This is a genomic window from Bradyrhizobium sp. SZCCHNPS1003, assembly GCF_032381555.1.
Classification (GTDB): Bacteria; Pseudomonadota; Alphaproteobacteria; order Rhizobiales; family Xanthobacteraceae; genus Bradyrhizobium.
Map to the genome: position 1 here is coordinate 107,103 of NZ_JAUHIU010000010.1, position 18,235 is coordinate 125,337.

Sequence of the window (18,235 nt, forward strand, 5' to 3'; positions counted from 1 at the left end):
ATCACATGCGGCATCACCGGATGCCGCGACACAAAGACTAGCCGGCGCTGGCGCAATGGCGACGCCAGAACAGGCGGTAGCCCTCCTCGACCTTGCGCGTGTAGGTCTCGACATTGCCCGCGGCCGAGCCCGCGACCATCGCCGGCAGCGCGGTCCGCAGCTTCGCCAGCTCAGCCGGCTTCGAGGCCCACTTCGCGGCGAGCGCGACATACCCGTCGTCGTCTTCGGCGACGAACTCGCCGAGCCCGACCGCCGTGACGATCGCCGCGGCGGCGCGCGACGCCGCGCTGCGTCCGAGCCTGGCGATGACCGGCACGCCGGCCTGCAGCGACTCCCAGGTGCTGACGCCGCCATTCTGCGGGAACGGATCGAGCGAGATGTCGACCTCGGCAAACTGCGCGATCTGCCGCTCGCGCGTCGACCAGCCGAGACAGACCACGCGCTCCGGCGCGACGCCTTGCGCGGCGAAGCGCGCCAGGAGCCGGTCACGCAACAGGGGATCATCGAGCGAGCTGCTCTTGATCACGATGCGCGAGTCCGGCAGCTGCTGCATGATCCGTGTCCAGACGATCAGCGCAGGATCGGAGATCTTGTCCAACCGATTGAACACGCCGAAGCTCACAAAGCCATTGCGGAGCATCGGCAGCGGCGTCGGCGCGATGTCCGGCAGCGCTTCGGTGGTGATCACCGCCGGCAGGTCATGGATCTGCTCGGCGAACAGATGACGCACCGTCTCGGGCACTGTGACCGGATCGGCCAAGAAATAGTCGATCGTCGGCAGCCCCGTGCCGGTGCCGCTGCCCCAGGCCGTGACCTGGACCGGAGCGGGCTTGCGGGCAAACAGCGGCAGGCGATTGCCGGCGGAGTGGCCGGAGAGATCGATCAGGATATCGACGCCATCGGCGTCGATGCGGTCGGCCAGCTCGTCGTCCGACATCTGCGCGGCGTCGACCCAGAGGTCGGCGCAGGCACGGAATTGCGCCGTGACGGCATCCTGCACCGGCGAGCAGGCGTAGCAAGCGACTGCGAAATTCTGCGGGTCGCGATGCCTGAGCACCGGCAGGAATGTTAGCGCGGCCGAATGATTCCGGAAGTCGGACGAGACGTAGCCGATCGTCAGACGCCGCTCCGGGTCGAGATCGCGCTTCGGCACCGGCCGGCGCCGGATGTGGGCGCCGATCCGCTGCCACCATTCGCGCCGTGCCGCCTGCTGGAGCGCAAAGTCGGCCTCCGGCATGAACTCGAGCGTGAAAATCTTCGCAGTCATGGCCTCGGCAAAATCGGGCCTGATTTCAAGAGCGCGATCGAAATGCTCGACGGCCGCAACGACCTCGCCCTGCTTGGCGTAGCAGATGCCGAGCCACAACCAGGCCTCCTCGGAGCGCGGATTCCGCTCCAGCACCTTGCGGCAGGCATCGACGGATTGGGCGACGTCCTTGAAGTGGCCGAGCTGGGCCTTGCCGAGCAGCGCCATCTCCAGCATCGGATCATGCGCCAGCGCCGCCTCGTAGTCCGCCTTCGCCTGGTCGAAACGGCCGGCCATCTGATGCAGCCGGCCGCGCTGCGCCAGCACCTGCGGCGCACCGGGCTTGACGGCAAGCGCGGCATCGAAGGCCGCGAGCGCCTCGGTGTGATGACGCAGGTTGATGCTCGCCAGCCCCTTGCCGAACATCGCCTCCATGTGGCGCGGATTGAGCGACAGTGCGCGATCGAAGCTCTGATTGGCCTCGGCGTTGCGACCGAGCGGAAGCAGTGCCATGCCGCGGTTGCAATAGGCGTCGGCATAGTCTGGCTTCAGCGCGATGGCCCGCTCATGCGCCGCGATCGCCTCGTCCGGCAGGCCGAGGCGCATCAGCGTGTTGCCGAGGCCCGTCTGCGCGACCACGAGGGCTGGCTTCAGCGCAATCGCCCGCTCCTGGCACTTGCGCGCCTCCTCGAAGCGCTTGCGGTTGAACAGCGCGAGGCCGAGATTGGAGAGCGCCTCGGCATGTCGCGGCTCGATCTCGACGGCCTTGGTGAGCGCCTGCGAAGCGAGATCCATTTGGCCACCGTCCAGCGCCGTCACGCCGAGCAGGTGCAGGGCATCGAAATGATCGGGCAGCAGCGCCAGGATCTGGCTGCAGATCGCCTGGGCTTCGGAACGGCGACCGCCGCGATAGGCGGCGACGGCCGCGGGCATCAGCGCATCGGCCTGCTTGCGATGCTTCTTCTGCAGCCTCGCATTCTGAAACGCGCGGGAACCGACATCGCTTGCCAAAGACGGCCTCCGAATAACGCGTGGAACTACATATCGGGCTTGTTCACGCGGCGACCTTGCGTCACGCCGCGACGGATGGGCCTCAGCCGCCAGTAGCGCAATAGCGGCGCCAGAACTGGCGATACCCCTCCTCGACCTTGCGCGTGTAGGTCTCGACATTGCCGGCGGCCGAGTTGGCCACCCGCGTCGGCAGCTCCGCACGGAGCTGAGCGAGCTCGGCCGGCCGCGCCGCGTGTTTCAGGGCGATCGCAATGTACCCCTCGTCGTCCTCGGCCACCCAGTCGTCGAGCCCGATCGCCTTGACGATCGCGCCGCCGGCGCGCGACGCCGCGCTGCTGCCGAGCTTGGCGACCACGGGCACGCCGGCCTGCAGCGATTCCCAAGTGCTGACGCCACCATTCTGCGGGAACGGATCGAGCGAGATGTCGATGTTGGCGAACGCTGCGATGTGCTCGTGGCGCATCGAGGCGCCGAGACAGGTGAGGCGGCTCTCGTTGACGCCGTGCGCGGCGAAGCGGGCGATCAGCGTGTCGCGCAGGAATGCGTCCTCCAGCGCGCCGTTCTTGATGACGATGCGGGCGTCCGGCAACGCTTGGAGCAGCGCCGACCAGACCCTCAGCACCTCGTCGGATATCTTGTCGACACGGTTGAAGACACCAAACGTGACGTGGCCGTTGCGCAGCATCGGCAGCGGCGTCGCCTGCGCTCCCGGCAGCGGATCCGTCGTGATCAGCGCCGGGAGATCGTAGACCTGTTCGGCGAACAGCGGCCGCACCGCCGATGGCACCGTGACCGGATCGGCAAAGAAGTAGTCCATGGCGGGCAATCCGGTGCCGGTCGCGTTGCCCCACGCGGTGACCTGGATCGGCGCCGGCTTGCGGGCAAACACGGTGAGACGATTGCCGGCCGAGTGGCCGGAGAGATCGACCAGAATGTCGACCTGGTCGGCCTGGATGCGATCGGCCAACTCATCGTCGGACAATTGAGATCCGTCGACCCAGCCGTCGGCCGCGACCTTGCACTGTTCCGTCACGGAATCGACCAGCGGCGAGCACGAGTAGCAGATGACCTTGAATGCCGCGTGGTCGTGATGGCGCAGCACCGGAAGGAAGGTCAGCGCGGCCGAATGGCTGCGGAAGTCGGACGACACGTAACCGACCGTGATGCGGCGATCCGGGTCGCGGTCGATGGCGGCAAGCTGGCGCTGCGGGATATGCGCGCCGATCCGCTCCCACCATTCGCGGCGGACGGCCTGATGCACGGCCACGTCGGCGCCGGGATAGAAATCGAGCGCGAAGATCTTCTTCATGATCGCATCCTCGAAATCCGGCTTGATCTCGAGGGCGCGGTCGAAGTGCTGGATGGCGCCGGCGGTATCGCCCTGCTTTGCGAGGCACGTGCCGAGCCAGATCAGCGCCACCTCCGACGCCGGATTCTGCTCAAGCACCCGCTTGCAGGCCACCATGGCCGGCGCGATCCGCTCGGTGAGCACGCAGACATGGGCCTTGCCGAGCAGCGCCGCCTCCAGCCCGGAGTCGGTCGCCAGCGCAGCATCGAAATCGGCCTCGGCCTCGGCGAACCGTCCCATCTGCACGTAGAGACGGCCACGCTGCGCGATGACCGCCGCCGTCCCCGGCTTCATGGCGAGCGCGGCGTTGAAGGCAGCGAGCGCCTGCTCGAGATGCCGCAGATTGACGCTGACCAATCCCTTGCCGAACGTCGCCTGCATGTGCCGCGGCGCCAGCGCCAAGGCGCGGTCGAAACTCTGTTTGGCCTCTTCGTTGCGCAGCAGGAGCAGTTGCGCCATGCCGCGATTGCAATAAGCGTCGGCAAAGTCCGGCTTGAGGGCGATGGCGCGGTCATGCATCTCGATCGCCTGCGCGAACAGCTGCATGTTCATCAGGGTGTTGCCGAGGCTCGTCAGAGCCGTGGCGAAATTGGGCTTGAGCGCAACGGCGCGCTCCTGTACCGCGCGCGCCTCTTCGTAGCGCTTCATGCTGAACAGCACGAGGCCGAGATTGGCCAGGGCCTCGGCATTGCGCGGCTCCACCGCGACGGCGCGGGTCAGGGCCTGCTCGGCGAGGTCGAGCCGGCCGCTATCGAGCGCGGAGGCGCCGAGAAGGTGCAAGGCGTCGAAATGATCGGGCACGAGGGCCAGAGCCTGTCCGCAGATGGCCTGGGCATCGGCATGCCGGCCCGCCCGGTAGGCCTCGACGGCCTTCGGCAGCAGGCTATCGGCCTGCTTGCGATTCTTCTTCTGCAGGCGCGCATTCTGGAACGCGCGCGATCCGATCGTGCTTTGCAACGAAGCTCTCCGGCGGACGACGTCCGGGGCTGTCTAGCACGGCTCGCGTGATTCGAGGCGAGACCCGCCCTACTCGCGGCGGTAATCGTCCTCGATGCGGATGATGTCATCCTCGCCGAGATAGGACCCGGTCTGGACCTCGATCAGCTCCAGCAGGATCTTGCCCGGGTTCTCCAGCCGGTGCACCGCGCCCATCGGAATGTAGATCGATTCGTTCTCATGCACGGTCTTGACGGTCTCGTTCACGGTGACCCGCGCCGCGCCGCGCACCACGATCCAGTGCTCGGACCGGTGATAGTGCTTCTGCAGCGACAGGCGCTGGCCAGGCTTGACGATGATGCGCTTGACCTGATGACGCTCGCCATTGTCGACCGACTGATAGCTGCCCCAGGGCCGGTGCACCTTGATGTGCGCCTCGGTCACTTCGGGCGCCACGGTCTTGAGCTTGGCGACCAGCCGCTTCAACCCGTTGGCATCGCGCTGGCGCGACACCAGCACGGCATCCTGCGCCGCCACCACGACGAGATCGTCGACGCCTTCGAGCGCGACCAGCGCCTTGTCGGTGACCACGTTGCAGTTGCGGGAATCCTCGAACACGGCGGTGCCGCGCGCGGCATTGCCCTGCCCGTCCTTGTCGGACAGTTCCCAGACCGCGTGCCAGGAGCCGACGTCAGACCAGCCGCACGACACCGCCACCACGGCGGCACGTTCGGTCTTTTCCATCACGGCATAGTCGATCGAGATCGGCTTGGCCGCCGCGAAGGCATCGGAATCCAGGATGATGAAACCGAGGTCGCGGCCGGCCTTGGAGACAGCGTCGATCACCGTCTGCACGCTGCCCGCATCGAACTTGCGGTATTCATCGAGCAGGACCGACGCTCGGAACATGAAGTTGCCGCTGTTCCAGAGATAGCCCTCGCGGATGTAGCGCTCGGCGGTCGGCTGATCCGGCTTCTCGACGAATTTTGCGACGGCCCGCACTTCCCCGGATACCGATGCACCCGGGCTGATATAGCCATATTCGGTGGCCGCGCGCTCTGGATTGACGCCGAAGGTGACGATGCGGCCGGCCTCGGCGGCAGCGAGCCCCTGCCGGCACGCCGCGAGGAAGGCCGCGGTGTCGCGAACGACGTGATCGGCCGCGAGTGCCAGCACGACAGCGTCCTGATGGCGCGACTGGGCGAAGGCGGCTCCGGCTGCGATGGCCGGGCCTGAATCACGCCGCATCGGCTCCAGCAGGACGTCGGCCTCGATGCCGATCTCGGCCAGTTGCTCCAGCACCATGAAGCGATAGGCAAGGTTGGTGATGATGATCGGCCGTTCGAACAAATCGGCATCGGATACGCGCAGCAGCGTGTCCTGGAACGTGGAACGGGCGCCGAACAGCGGCAGGAACTGCTTTGGGCGAACCTCCCGCGAGGCCGGCCACAGCCGGGTCCCAGCGCCGCCGCACATGATGAGAGGAATGATGCGTCCGGTCATGAATCAACCCGTTAAATTCGGTGATAGTCGCGGTACCATTTCGCAAAACGTCCGATGCCGTCGGCGATCGAGGTCGCCGGCCGGAAGCCGATGTCGCGTTCGAGGTCGCTGACATCAGCATAGGTCGCTTCGACGTCGCCGGGCTGCATCGGCAGCATCTCCCTGATGGCCGGCCGCCCGAACTCCTTCTCTAGTAGTACTATCACGTCCATCAGCTGTTCGGGATGATTGTTGCCGATATTGTAAATCCGCCATGGCGCCCGGCTGCTCGACGGATCGGGCCTGTTTCCATCCCAATCCGGGTTTCCCTGGGGCGGGCGGCCGATCAGGCGGACGATGGCCTGCACGATGTCGTCGACATAGGTAAAATCACGCCGCATCCGGCCTTGATTGAACAGCTTGACCGGCTGCCCTGCGAGGATGGCCTTGGCAAAGATGAACATCGCCATGTCGGGACGGCCCCAGGGGCCGTAGACGGTGAAGAAGCGCAGCCCGGTGGCCGGCAGGCGGTAGAGATGGCTGTAGGAATGCGCCATCAGCTCGTTGGCCTTCTTGCTTGCCGCGTAGAGGCTGATCGGATGATCGACATTGTCCTTGACCGAGAACGGCAGCTTGGTGTTGGCGCCATAGACCGATGAGGACGATGCGAACAGCAGATGCTCGCAGCCATGATGGCGGCAACCCTCGAGGACGTTGATGAAGCCCTCGAGATTGGCATCGACATAGGCGTGCGGATTTTCCAGCGAGTAGCGCACGCCGGCCTGGGCCGCGAGATGCACCACGGCGGGAAAGCGATGCTGGGCAAACAGCGCCTTGATGCCGGCACGGTCGATGAGATCGAGCTTGTGAAAGGTGAAGCCGGGCGCCGCCTTCAGAATGTCGAGCCGCGCCTCCTTCAGCTTCGGATCGTAATAGGCGTTGATGTTGTCGATGCCGACCACCTGCCGTCCCTCGGCGAGCAGCCGCTGCGACAGGTGAAATCCGATGAAGCCGGCGGCGCCGGTCACGAGGATGGGATGATCTGCCATGGTCGCTCCGTCAGGGTCGCCACAGTTCGATGGCGGCGGGTTTGCTCGCGCGGTCGAGCTTCATCTTGACGTCGAGCACGAGGCCGCTCTCCTCGCCGAGGAGGCTCTGAACCAAAGGCCAGCCTCCGGCCAGGAACTGATCGTGCGACACGGCCAGCACGACCGCGTCGGCTGGACGCAGCGCGTCAACTGCCGTGAGGCCGATGCCATACTCCTCGTGCACCGCCGCCGTATCGGCCAGGGGATCGGCGACCTGCACCTCGACGCCGAACGACTGCAGTTCGCTGATGATGTCGATCACCCGCGAATTGCGGATGTCCGGCACATTCTCCTTGAAGGTCATGCCGAGGATCGTGACGAGGCCGCTGCGCCCTTTCCGCTTCAGCAGCCCGCGAATGCATTCGCGCGCAATGCGCCGGCCCATCTCGTCATTGATGCGGCGGCCCGCCAGGATGACCTCAGGATGGTAGCCCGCCTTCTCGGCGCGATAGGTGAGGTAATAGGGATCGACGCCGATGCAGTGACCGCCGACGAGGCCGGGCGTGAAGGGCAGGAAGTTCCACTTGGTGGCGGCGGCTGCGAGCACGTCGCCGGTATCGATCTCAAGCGCCTGGAAGATCAGCGACAGCTCGTTCATGAAGGCGATATTGAGATCGCGCTGGGTGTTCTCGATCACCTTCGCCGCCTCGGCGACCTTGATCGAGGGCGCACGATGAATGCCGGCCGTGACGACCGAGCCATAGACGGCCGCCACGATCTCGAGCGTCTGCGGGTTCTGTGCCGAGACGACCTTGGTGATGGTCTCGAAGCGATGCGTCTTGTCACCGGGATTGATGCGCTCCGGCGAATAGCCGACGTTGAAATCGGCCCCCGCCTTCAGGCCCGAGCAGCTCTCCAGCAACGGGACGCAGTCTTCCTCGACGGCGCCCGGGTAGACGGTCGACTCATAGACGACGATGTCGCCGTGCTTCAGAACGGCGCCAACGGCGCGCGTCGCGGCCAGCATGGCGCCCAGATCGGGCCGACGTGCGCTGTCGATCGGGGTCGGAACCGTGACGATGAAGAAATCGGCAGTCTCGATATCGGCCGGCTCGCTGGTGAAGCGCAGGCCCGGCCGCCGCAGATCGCCCGCATCGACCTCGCAGGTCCGATCCCTGGCGTCCTTCAGCTCTGCGACGCGGGCCGCATCGATATCGAACCCGATCGCCGGGCAGCCTGTCCGCGCGAACGCAGCCGCGACCGGCAGGCCGACATAGCCAAGGCCTATCACCGCAATCTTCCGGCCATGAGACATAAATTGATATTCCGGTCGTTTCGGAGGCCATTGACGCCACCCCTGCGACTGTTTAGCCACCGGGGCATCAGGACCGCAAGGGGCGGCTACGGCTCCCCTTACCCGGGGTCCGGCCCTGCCAGGACGGGCGTTGCGCGTATCGCACTCGGCTTGGACCGTTTCAACCAAGAGCGAAGCCAGCCTGGCATGCGTGCGTTTTTGATTCTTCTCCTCCGGATCGTGGTGTCGCTGGCTCTGCTGTATCTCGCTCTGCGCGGGATCAACTTTGCGGCGATCCGCGAGCGGCTCAGTCAGATCAACATCGGCTGGATCGGGCTGGCGGTGGCTATCACGCTGGTGCAGATCTTCATCGGCGCCCTGCGGTGGCGCGAGATCTCCGCGCTGTGCGGCGCGCCGCTGACGGACATGCAGGCGTTCCGCTACAACATGATCGGCGCCTTCTTCAATCAGACCCTGCCGTCCTCGATCGGCGGCGACGCCGTGCGACTGTGGCTGATCGGGCGCACCGGCGCCGGCTGGCGCGCAGCCAGCTACTCGATCCTGACCGACCGCGCCGTCGGCTTCATCGCGCTAGCGCTGATCATCGTCGCGAGCCTGCCGTGGAGCTATGGCATGATCGCCGACCAGCACGGGCGCCTGGCCCTGGTGCTGGTCGACGCCGCCGCACTGGCGGCCGGCGTCGGCTTCCTCACCATCGGCCATCTGCCGGCGGCGTGGATGAAGGCGTGGTGGCCGACGCGCCACGTCTATGCCTGCTCGGTGATCGCGAACAGGGTAATCTTCGGCCGGACCACGGCCGCGAAGATCGCCGTGCTGTCGCTTTCGATCCACGTGCTGGCCGTCGTCATCGCCTGGTGCGCCGTGCGCTCCATCGCGGCGCCAGCCGCATTCGAACAGCTATTCCTGCTGACCCCGCCAATCATGCTGATCACGATGCTGCCGATCTCGATCGCTGGCTGGGGCGTCCGCGAGGCGACGATGATGGTCGCATTCGGCTATGCCGGGCTTGCGCCGGCCGACGGCACCGTGGTCTCGATCCTGTTCGGCGCGGTCTACTTCATCGTCGGCGGCATGGGCGGCCTCGTGTGGATTCTCAGCGCAGAAAAGGGCGCAGGCCGCCTCGCCGTTCCCGCGACGGTCGAAGACTGACCTGGATCATGATGCGATTCCACGGAATCGCATCATGATCTCATCTCTTTGTTTGAGCATGATCTTTTCGGAAAACCGGTTTCCACTTTTCCGGATCATGCTCTAGGCGGCGCGCGCCCATTCGTCGTGCCAGGCCTGCGCCATCAGCACGTTCCAAAGCCAGTAGGAATGATTGTGGCGGCGGCTGAGATGCTCGTCGAACATGCGCGTCACTCGCACCGGATCGAACAGACCCTGCCGCCTCAGCCGCTCCGGCGACAGCAGGTCCGAGGCCCATGATTTCAACGGCCCACGCAGCCACGCGTCGAGGGGAATGCTGAAGCCCGTCTTCGGCCGATCGATCATCTCAGCCGGCACGTGGCGATACAGCACCTGTCGTACCAACCATTTGCCGCGACCGTCCCGCACCTTCATGCCGGAAGGAACCTTGGCTGAAAACTCGACGACGTCCTTGTCGAGGAACGGCACGCGCGTCTCCAACGCCACCGCCATCGCCGCGCGATCCACCTTCTGCAGGATGTCGTCGCTGAGATAGCTGAGGGAGTCTGCCAGGGTCATGCGGTCGAGCGGGTCGAGCTGTGCCGCAAGCTGCCGCATCTCGTTCCCTGCCCAACTTTCCTGCTCCATGCCGCCCACCACCGTCCCGGCCGGATCCTGATCGATCGAGCACAGCGCCCGGTAGAGACCATCAAAGCCGTCGGCGGCAATGACGCGGCCGAGCTTGGCCGCCTGATCGCCGGCATGCCGAACCTTCAATCGGGCCGGCAACACCGGCTGCAGCGCCCTGAGAACCGTATCGGCCGGCTCTGGGGCGATCGCACCGAGAACGGCACCAATCGCACGCCGCAGCGGCATCGGCACGCGACCAAGGCGCGCCTGTAGCGCGCCGCCCCAGACATGCCTGTTGTAGCCGCCGAACAGCTCGTCGCCCGCGTCACCTGACAATGCGACAGTCACATGCCGGCGCGCGAGCTGCGCGACCAGATGCGTCGGGATCTGCGAGGAGTCGGCGAACGGCTCGTCATAGATCCGCGGCAGCTTGGGCACCACGTCCATCGCGGTCCGCGCATCGACATAGAGCTCGGTGTGATCGGTGCCGAGATGCTGCGCGACGTTGCGCGCGTCCTCGGCCTCGTTGTAGCCGCCTTCGGCGAAGCCGATGCTGAAGGTGCGCACAGGCTGGCCCGCCTGCGCCTGCATCAGGGCGACAATCGTCGACGAATCGACGCCGCCGGACAGGAACGCGCCGAGCGGCACGTCCGACAAGCACTGTCGCTTCACGGCCACCGACAGCAGCTGCTCCAGCCGTTCGACCGCCTCGCCCTCGTCGGCAATGCGATCGTCCTGAGCGGCGGCGACACGATCGCGCAGCGACCAATAGGGTTGCGGCAGCGGCCAGCCGCCGGGAGCCGCATCCGCGGAGAAGCTCACGAACGACGCCGAGGGCAGCTTGCGTATGCCGGTCCAGATCGTGGCGGGCGCCGGCACGTAGGAATAGCGCATGAACGCCGTGAGCGCCGCTCGGTCGAGCGACGGCGCCCAGGAGGGATGCGCCGCCAGCGCCTTGAGCTCGGAGCCGAACACCAGATCAGCGTTGCTCCAGCCGTAGAACAGCGGCTTTTCGCCGAAGCGGTCGCGTGCCAGGATCAATTGCCGAGTCTCGGCGTCCCACAGCCCGAAGACGAACATGCCGATCAGGCGCTGAAGCGTCGGTCGAACGCCCCATCGGCTGATCGCGGCGAGCAGCGTTTCGGTATCGGAATGACCGCGCCAATTCGGCGCGTCGCCACCGGCCTCCAGCTCGGCACGGACATCGAGATGGTTGTAGATCTCGCCGTTGAAGGTGACGGTGTAGCGCCCGCAGGCACTGTGCATCGGCTGCGCCCCGGCCTCGGAGAGATCGAGGATCGCCAGACGGCGATGTCCGAAGGCGAGGCCCCTCGCAGCGCTGATCCAACTGCCGGACGCATCTGGCCCCCGATGCGCCAGCGCCGTCGTCATGCGATCAATGATTCCGGTCAGTTGGGCCTCGTCGGCTCCGCCGGGGCGAAGCAGGCCGGCTATGCCGCACATGGTGCCATCTCCGCCACCCCGTCCCCCATCTGCATGGCTCAGTGGCCCTCGACGGCGTCGCGCAGCAACTCCGTCTCATGATTGGCCAGGAAACCGAGGCTCGGACGGCTGGTGCCGTAGTAATAGGGCAGCCCCAGCGCACGCCTCCAGCGCGACAACAGTCCTGCGCCATCGTGATCGCCTTCGAATTCAGCCAACCGACCGTCGGCGATGGCCAGGACCTCATCGGCCGTGTGGCGGATGTCGTCCGCCGAGTTGGTCTCCGGATGCGCACCGCTCCGGCCCAGCACGGCCGCATCGAACACGCGCCAGCGCCAGGGCGACGTCGTCAGTTGATGCTGCGTCAGCACGGTGCCGTCTGCTAGCCTGACGGGCTTGAGGGCAAAACGGACGTTGCTGTTCCACAGCTGGGCGTCGGTCGTGATCGCATTCACGATCGCACAAGGAATTCCGAAACTGACAGCGACATTCGTCAACCCGGACGTCGTCCCAATGAATGCGTGGGCATGGCGAATCAGGTGGATGTCCATCAGCTCCGATCTGAATTCGCTCAGCGCGTAATCGATCGTGCGAGCCATCGGCGGAAGCCTCGGCGAGTTCGGACCACCGAGCTTGATGACCCATCCGCCATGGGTGGTGATCAGACGAATGGCGTCCAAAGACGTCTCGATCGGCGCATTGCGATGGGTCTGCCCTGTGCCCATGAACTCGAAATAGTGCGCAGCGTCCCGCGTGTGCAGGCACACATACCAGTCGTCGGGCTTCATGCCGTGGCTGGAACGGAACGCGTCGAAGCCAGCCGCTGCGGCGGCCGCACTCCGATCGTAGGCGTCACGCAGCGGATGCCCTCTTCCCTCGCGCTCCCATTGTTCGATGGCGATCGCACCGGCGTCCTGCCAAGGTACGACCCGCCCGTCCGGCAGCCTGAACGCGTTGAAATTCAACCCGTACCAGCGCTGCAAGGACAGCAGTTCTTCACCCAGTCGCTCCGATACGGTTTCACCGATCACCACGACCTTGCCGAAACTTTCAAACAGCTTGAAGAAGACCGCATTGGCGATGCTGTCGGGGCGGACGACGATCACGGCTTCGCCTGACCACCAGCCCAGCTCTCGCATGCGAAACAGGATGTCGAGCATGCCCAGATGGCCGATCTGCGTCGCCCATTCCTCAGGAACGAGCCGCAGCGCATCCAGGGTCACGCCGAGCCGGTCGAGCAGCCGCCTCAAATCATCAGAAAGCGGTGGCGGCGATGCCCGGAGTTCCTGCTGCACGTTCAAAGCCCGCTCGTACAAGCGAATTGCAATCTCGCCGCGACCGACATGCATCACGCGCTGGCCCGTGAAGTTGCACAGGTCGAACAGCCGGCCGCGAGCCCCGCAGAGGAAATCGAGGCTGTTCGGGAAGTAACGCGGTGAATTCCGAGCCGCGATGTTCTGGTGGGGACGGAAAAAATGCAGGCTGCTCCGACACGCCCAGAACATCGCATCGAGCGCCGCCGCTTCATCCCCTTCGATGAGGTCGACCATGGCCTTGTAGAAGGCGAGATCGACCATCGCCTCGAGCTGTTCGGGCTTCGCTCCTGCCGCGGCGTCGCGCGCCTCCGAAAACTCGCCCAGCTCGAACAAGGATCGAACCAGCGCGTATCTGGTCTCCGCGTCATCGGACGCCAAGGCATCGCGGCCGACCATGCCGGCGGCCTCGCGATAGGCACCGATGCTGCTCAGGGCTCGAAGCGAGGCAGCGGGGAAATGGCGGCTGAGAGCCGTCGAAAAACGAAACTCCGGCCGAGTTGCAAGATATGACGTCACATAGGGAAAATACGCCTGAGCCAGGCGCCGCCTGAGCGGAAGTCTCGCGGCGAAGGCGATCACCAGACCAAGGAACACCACGCGTCGCGGCAGCAGATTGAGGGTCGCCCCGACTATGACAAAGACCTGGTAGACAAACCGTCGGCGCCCGCCGCGCATCGGCCTTCGCTTTTGCAGTTTCATACGACCAAGTTCCACACAACCTTGAAATCCCCGATTCCGCGCGTTCGGATCAAGGCAGAGCTTGGACGACCGGCCGTTCAAGTCGCCTGCGCTGCGCGCCCGGGATCACTTCTCGGGATGAGGACAGCACGCTCGCCGGGTCGAATGCGAGATTCCCCCAAGGAGACATCGCCCCGCAAATGCCAACCAGGGATTGAACCGTTTGGATCGCACCTATAACAGAGGTGTCGGGAATTTTCCAAGCCGAACATGGGGATGAACGCGAGCAAACCTAAGAGAGAGGAGAATTCAGAAATTCCGGCATCCAACCGCACCTGGTCACATCGCCCCTGATGGCAGGGAGACGTCGACGTCTCGGACGAACCGGCATGGCGCCGGCGTCGCCTTTTGCTGAAATCCCGCACAATCATTTGCCGTCGGGAAATGCCCGTTTGAAGGCCGCCGTCTTGACGATCTCGCGAGCAAGATGGCTCGTAAAGACCTGAGCGCCCTGCCGATCCAAATGGCCGCCGCCGTCAATCGTCGTCAGGCCATCGAATGGCGGCGCGATCAGCTCGATGTTCAATTCTTTCGCCAGTTCCGCGGCCTGCTGGACGCAAGACTGGCTATGCGGGACCAATGTGAGCACGACCTGTCCGCCCACCTCATTGAGAAATCTCTTCGCATAGTCGACAATCGCGGGGGTCGTATGGCAGTCAGGATTGCGGGCCGACAGCATCGGCTTGTTGCCCAAGGCGACGTAGCCCGGATTGGCATCCAGCGCCATGTCACCATCAGTGATGTTGCGATAGAGGCCGGTGGGCGAGAAATAGCCATTCTGATACGCCGCAACCAAGTCCTCGATACGCCAGTGCAAATTGCGGCCGATCACCGTCAGGTACCCCCGCATTCGATTGCGCTGGACGGCGGCAATGGGCTGTTTCTGCGGACCAAGAGTGACGTTGAGATCGTTGCTGAAAAAGTGCACGAACTGATCGTCGGCATTGATGATCCACAGACGCGGACGGATTTTCCAACGTTGGATCACGAGCCGCGAGAACTCACCGCCGCGAATGCCCACGAAGGCCATGTTGTAGATCCCCAATCGACCGAGCACCGGCGATTGCGCGAGCGTCTGCCGGTCCACGGCATAGCTGACGAAGGACGGACCAAGAAAGACAATGTCAGCCCGCTTGGCGGCTTCGACCGATCCTCCGAGGTTGCTGTAGAAGATATCCTGGTCCTGGATCTGCGGAATGCTGCGGCCTCCGAAATCACGATACCAGTTGGTGTCGCCTTGGCGCGGAATCTGCAGCACTCCATCGCGCAACGTCCACACGTCGGACGAGAACAGCGACAAACCGAGCGAAAACGCGAACGCGGCCGCCAGGCCCACAATTCCGACTGCGATGAGATAGCGCCCGAATCCACCCGGTTCAGCTGACTTTTCCGGTGCAGACCGGCCGACTGTCGACATGACGCAATTCCCGCTCGATAGGTTGTCTCGGTGGGTGTCGTGGCAGCTGCTTTCGGCTTCGACAACGAGAGTCTAGACACGACGTCAGCCGGTGGAACAGAGGGTTTCCCGCTCCTCCCCAGTTTGCTTTGCGCGCGAGAGCGCAGACCTATCGGGATGTCATCTGCATGGCCCATAGAGGGTTTCCTCGCCGCTGCGATCATCGGCGAGAGTGATTGCGCGAAACCCCATCATGGCGTCGTCGGATTGGCGTCGTTGGTCAGATTTTCGAGCTGCCATAGCAGAAGAATCATTGATCGAAAAGGGCCCGCCCTTTTCGAGAGGCCGGCCGCACGTCGCTGCCGTCAGGAGGCGGCATCCCCCGAAATTCGCAGCGGGAGAGGTGCACCCAACTTGGCAGCGCCCTCAATCATTGATAAAGCAACGCAATATGCAGCAACATCAAGAAACTTGTTATGCTTTTCACGCAGTTTGAGTTTCTGTTCCTGTTCCTGCCGGTGACCCTGGTCGGCTATTTTCTGCTGGCTCGCTTTTTCGCCGCCCCCGTCGTGCGCCTCAGCTGGCTCACCGCGGCGTCGCTCACCTTCTACAGCTATTGGGACATTCACTTCGTCCCGATCATCCTGGTCTCCATCGTCTTCAATTATACGATGGGTCTGCTGATTGCCGGACAGACCGGAAAGCTCCGCACTGGCCTGTTTTCAGCTGCCATCACGCTCAACCTGGCTGCGCTCGCGTTCTACAAATACACGAATTTCGGCATCCAGATCCTCAATGCGATCACCGCGTCGAAGCACCCCTCGCTCGCGATCGTTCTCCCGCTCGGCATTTCGTTTTTTACCTTCACCCAGATCGCCTACCTCGCCGACGTCTACGGGGGGTATTCCGATGAGCGAAGCTTCGTGAAATACGGCCTGTTCGTCACGTATTTCCCGCATCTGGTCGCCGGCCCGATCCTCCATCACCGCGAGATGATGCCGCAATTCGGCTCGGAGGAGAGCCGAAGGATTTCGCTCGAAAAAGTCGCGGTCGGCCTCACGATTCTGACCATTGGGCTATTCAAGAAGTCGTTCATCGCGGATGGGTTCGGCCTGATCGCGAATCCCGTGTTCCAGGCCGCCAATTCGAGCCACCTTCACCTGATCGACGCCTGGGGCGGCGCGCTCGCATACTCGCTGCAGATCTACTTCGATTTCTCAGGCTACTCGGACATGGCGATCGGCATCTCGATCATGTTCGGGATCCGGCTGCCCTTCAACTTCGATTCCCCCTACAAGTCGCTGAGCATCGTCGAATTCTGGCGCCGTTGGCATATCTCGCTGTCGCGCTTCCTGCGCGACTATCTCTACATCCCGCTTGGCGGCAACCGCTACGGCGAGCACCGGAGAAACGCCAACCTCTTCGCCACCATGCTGCTCGGCGGTCTCTGGCACGGCGCCGGCTTCACCTTCATCATCTGGGGCGCCCTGCACGGGCTGTTTCTGATCGTCAATCATCGCTGGAGCAAATTCGTCGCGCAGCGACCGGCCCTCACCCGCCTGTCGGCGACCGCCTGGTATGCGGTGGCGGCGCTATTGTTGACACAGTTCGTCGTGGTTCTGGCATGGGTTTTCTTCCGGGCCGACAATCCGAATGCCGCGGTCAGGCTGATCAAGGGGATGCTCACCCTGTCCAACCCGGAGAAGATCACGGCAACGAACCTCGTCGATCCGCGCGTCATGATCGCGATCCTGGCAGGCTATGTCGCCTGTTTCACCCTGCCCAACGTGAACACAATGTTCGAGCGTTGGAAAGTCGGGCTGGAAACCTACCACAACCCTCGCTCCTGGAGCATTCTGAACCTGAAGTGGCGACCGTCCTTGCCGTGGGCAATCGGAACTTCCATCGCGCTCGTGGCGGCGGTTCTGATGAACATCATTGCCGGAGACACCTCGCAGTTCCTCTATTTTCAGTTCTGAGCTACGTCGCATGCACTGCGGTACTTTGCGCTGGTGTTGATGGGCATGGGTTCAAACGGCAGCCGCTTGGATGATCAGCCACAGCCTTCAGCGCGGCCGATAGGTCGCACGCGGCGTTACGTCACGACGGTTCTGGCGACCTCTGCGTTTGCAGGCTACCTGCTTCCCATAGCTCTTTTTCAACTCGCTCGGCCTTTCGGAGCCTCAAAAGGGCTGCAGGATCTCGCCGAATCGCAACGAGATAACCCAGAGCAGGTCGTGCTCCCCTTCGATCTACGCTACAATGCAGCATTCAAGCTGACGAGGCTCGAGCAGGAGCGCCCGGAAGTCATCTGGATCAGTTCGTCGCGTGCAGGTACGTTTCGTGCGGCCCATTTTGCTCCGTACCGGTTCTACAATCTCTCGTTCACGGCTTGGACGACCGACCAGATGGTCGGTCTGTTCGAGCGCGCCACACGGCACACGCCTCCCAGGATCGCCATTCTCTCACTGGATCATTTCTTGTTTGCGGAGCGGTGGGAAGAATGGTTCGCCCTCCCACGAAAGATGCACTATGATCTCGCACCTACCTATTTGAGATCGAGCCTTTTGGATTTCGCGCGGACGGCAGCGCGCCATCCGGCGCCATTCCGGAACTACGTCAACGCGCCGACGGCCTTCGTCGGCACCCAGTCCATCTTTCGTGAGGAAGGCTTCCGCAGCGACGGATCCTACCTCTATTCGCCAGGACATATTGCCGATGCACGTTCACGCTATATGAACGCCGAAACGCTCGCCGAGAGCCTGCCCCGCGGAGCAGGCGTGTCATCATGGCTGAAGCAGCCGATTGCACGACTTGCCGAAATCGCAAGATCTCGCAAGGTAAAACTCATCGGCGTTCAGTTGCCGTTCATCCGAGCCGGCGTTGATCTGCTTGATCGTGAACAGGGCGGTCCTATGGGATTCGGGGCTTGGCGAGAGTTCGCTGCCGGGCAAACCCGAGACTGGTTGTATGAGATCGGAATCCGTTTCTTCGATCTGGCGCGCCTGCCGATGGAGGATGAAACGGCCAGCTTCGTGGACGCATACCATTTGGCCGAGTCCGGCTCTGCCAGGACGATGCTGCATCTGCTGAATGATCCGGATTTTCGAGCTGAGTTTCCGAGGATCGACCCCGCAAATATCCGGCGCTCACTCGCTTCTTAACGAAAGCCTGAGCACCATATGACGTCCTTGCTGCAGCGCCTCTGAGTCATTTAG

The 18,235-nt window shown here is 63.9% G+C and carries 11 protein-coding genes; 3 read left to right on the forward strand and 8 right to left on the reverse strand.

Annotated features, from left to right (window positions below):
- Positions 1-37: 37 nt before the first annotated feature.
- From QX126_RS18120 to QX126_RS18140, 5 genes are all read right to left on the reverse strand, one after another.
- Positions 38-2,257, reverse strand: a complete 2,220-nt coding sequence (locus QX126_RS18120; protein WP_315782695.1) for a tetratricopeptide repeat protein — start codon at positions 2,255-2,257, stop codon at positions 38-40.
- A gap of 82 nt (positions 2,258-2,339) precedes the next feature.
- Positions 2,340-4,562, reverse strand: coding sequence for a tetratricopeptide repeat protein (locus QX126_RS18125; RefSeq protein WP_315782697.1), 2,223 nt, complete (start codon positions 4,560-4,562; stop codon positions 2,340-2,342).
- A 69-nt stretch (positions 4,563-4,631) separates the two neighbouring features.
- Complete coding sequence (locus QX126_RS18130) at positions 4,632-6,044, reverse strand: mannose-1-phosphate guanylyltransferase/mannose-6-phosphate isomerase (RefSeq protein ID WP_315782699.1); 1,413 nt, start codon at positions 6,042-6,044, stop codon at positions 4,632-4,634.
- Between the two features lie 11 nt (positions 6,045-6,055).
- The gene (locus QX126_RS18135; RefSeq protein ID WP_315782701.1) at positions 6,056-7,072 is read right to left on the reverse strand and encodes an NAD-dependent epimerase; all 1,017 of its coding nucleotides are present in this window, start codon (positions 7,070-7,072) and stop codon (positions 6,056-6,058) included.
- Between the two features lie 10 nt (positions 7,073-7,082).
- On the reverse strand, positions 7,083-8,366 hold the full coding sequence (locus QX126_RS18140; protein ID WP_315782703.1) for a nucleotide sugar dehydrogenase: 1,284 nt from the start codon (positions 8,364-8,366) through the stop codon (positions 7,083-7,085).
- Positions 8,367-8,552: 186 nt separating this feature from the next.
- Between QX126_RS18140 and QX126_RS18145 the strand changes: the two genes are divergently transcribed.
- Complete coding sequence (locus QX126_RS18145; RefSeq protein ID WP_315777129.1) at positions 8,553-9,515, forward strand: lysylphosphatidylglycerol synthase transmembrane domain-containing protein; 963 nt, start codon at positions 8,553-8,555, stop codon at positions 9,513-9,515.
- Between the two features lie 102 nt (positions 9,516-9,617).
- Here the strand turns inward: QX126_RS18145 and asnB are convergent, their stop codons facing one another.
- The 3 genes from asnB to QX126_RS18160 form a co-directional block, all read right to left on the reverse strand.
- Positions 9,618-11,588 (reverse strand): asparagine synthase (glutamine-hydrolyzing), encoded by a 1,971-nt coding sequence (asnB, locus tag QX126_RS18150; protein ID WP_315782704.1) that lies wholly within the window; start codon positions 11,586-11,588, stop codon positions 9,618-9,620.
- Between the two features lie 38 nt (positions 11,589-11,626).
- Entirely contained in the window at positions 11,627-13,582 is a 1,956-nt protein-coding gene (locus QX126_RS18155; protein ID WP_315782706.1) for a TIGR04372 family glycosyltransferase, read from the reverse strand.
- Between the two features lie 406 nt (positions 13,583-13,988).
- On the reverse strand, positions 13,989-15,038 hold the full coding sequence (locus QX126_RS18160; protein ID WP_315777126.1) for a hypothetical protein: 1,050 nt from the start codon (positions 15,036-15,038) through the stop codon (positions 13,989-13,991).
- A gap of 455 nt (positions 15,039-15,493) precedes the next feature.
- Here QX126_RS18160 and QX126_RS18165 point away from each other — a divergent pair, with 455 nt between their 5' ends.
- Positions 15,494-16,996, forward strand: a complete 1,503-nt coding sequence (locus QX126_RS18165) for an MBOAT family protein (protein WP_315782708.1) — start codon at positions 15,494-15,496, stop codon at positions 16,994-16,996.
- A 45-nt stretch (positions 16,997-17,041) separates the two neighbouring features.
- Positions 17,042-18,181, forward strand: coding sequence for a hydrolase (locus QX126_RS18170; RefSeq protein WP_315782709.1), 1,140 nt, complete (start codon positions 17,042-17,044; stop codon positions 18,179-18,181).
- Positions 18,182-18,235 lie beyond the last annotated feature (54 nt).

What these genes read in the sequence shown, in the direction of transcription:
- QX126_RS18130 (WP_315782699.1), bottom strand. Translation starts at nt 6,044, where the DNA reads ATGACCGGACGCATCATTCCTCTCATCATGTGCGGCGGCGCTGGGACC.
- QX126_RS18135 (WP_315782701.1), bottom strand. Translation starts at nt 7,072, where the DNA reads ATGGCAGATCATCCCATCCTCGTGACCGGCGCCGCCGGCTTCATCGGA.
- QX126_RS18140 (WP_315782703.1), bottom strand. Translation starts at nt 8,366, where the DNA reads ATGTCTCATGGCCGGAAGATTGCGGTGATAGGCCTTGGCTATGTCGGC.
- QX126_RS18145 (WP_315777129.1), top strand. Translation starts at nt 8,553, where the DNA reads ATGCGTGCGTTTTTGATTCTTCTCCTCCGGATCGTGGTGTCGCTGGCT.
- asnB (WP_315782704.1), bottom strand. Translation starts at nt 11,588, where the DNA reads ATGTGCGGCATAGCCGGCCTGCTTCGCCCCGGCGGAGCCGACGAGGCC.
- QX126_RS18155 (WP_315782706.1), bottom strand. Translation starts at nt 13,582, where the DNA reads ATGAAACTGCAAAAGCGAAGGCCGATGCGCGGCGGGCGCCGACGGTTT.
- QX126_RS18160 (WP_315777126.1), bottom strand. Translation starts at nt 15,038, where the DNA reads ATGTCGACAGTCGGCCGGTCTGCACCGGAAAAGTCAGCTGAACCGGGT.
- QX126_RS18165 (WP_315782708.1), top strand. Translation starts at nt 15,494, where the DNA reads ATGCTTTTCACGCAGTTTGAGTTTCTGTTCCTGTTCCTGCCGGTGACC.
- QX126_RS18170 (WP_315782709.1), top strand. Translation starts at nt 17,042, where the DNA reads ATGGGTTCAAACGGCAGCCGCTTGGATGATCAGCCACAGCCTTCAGCG.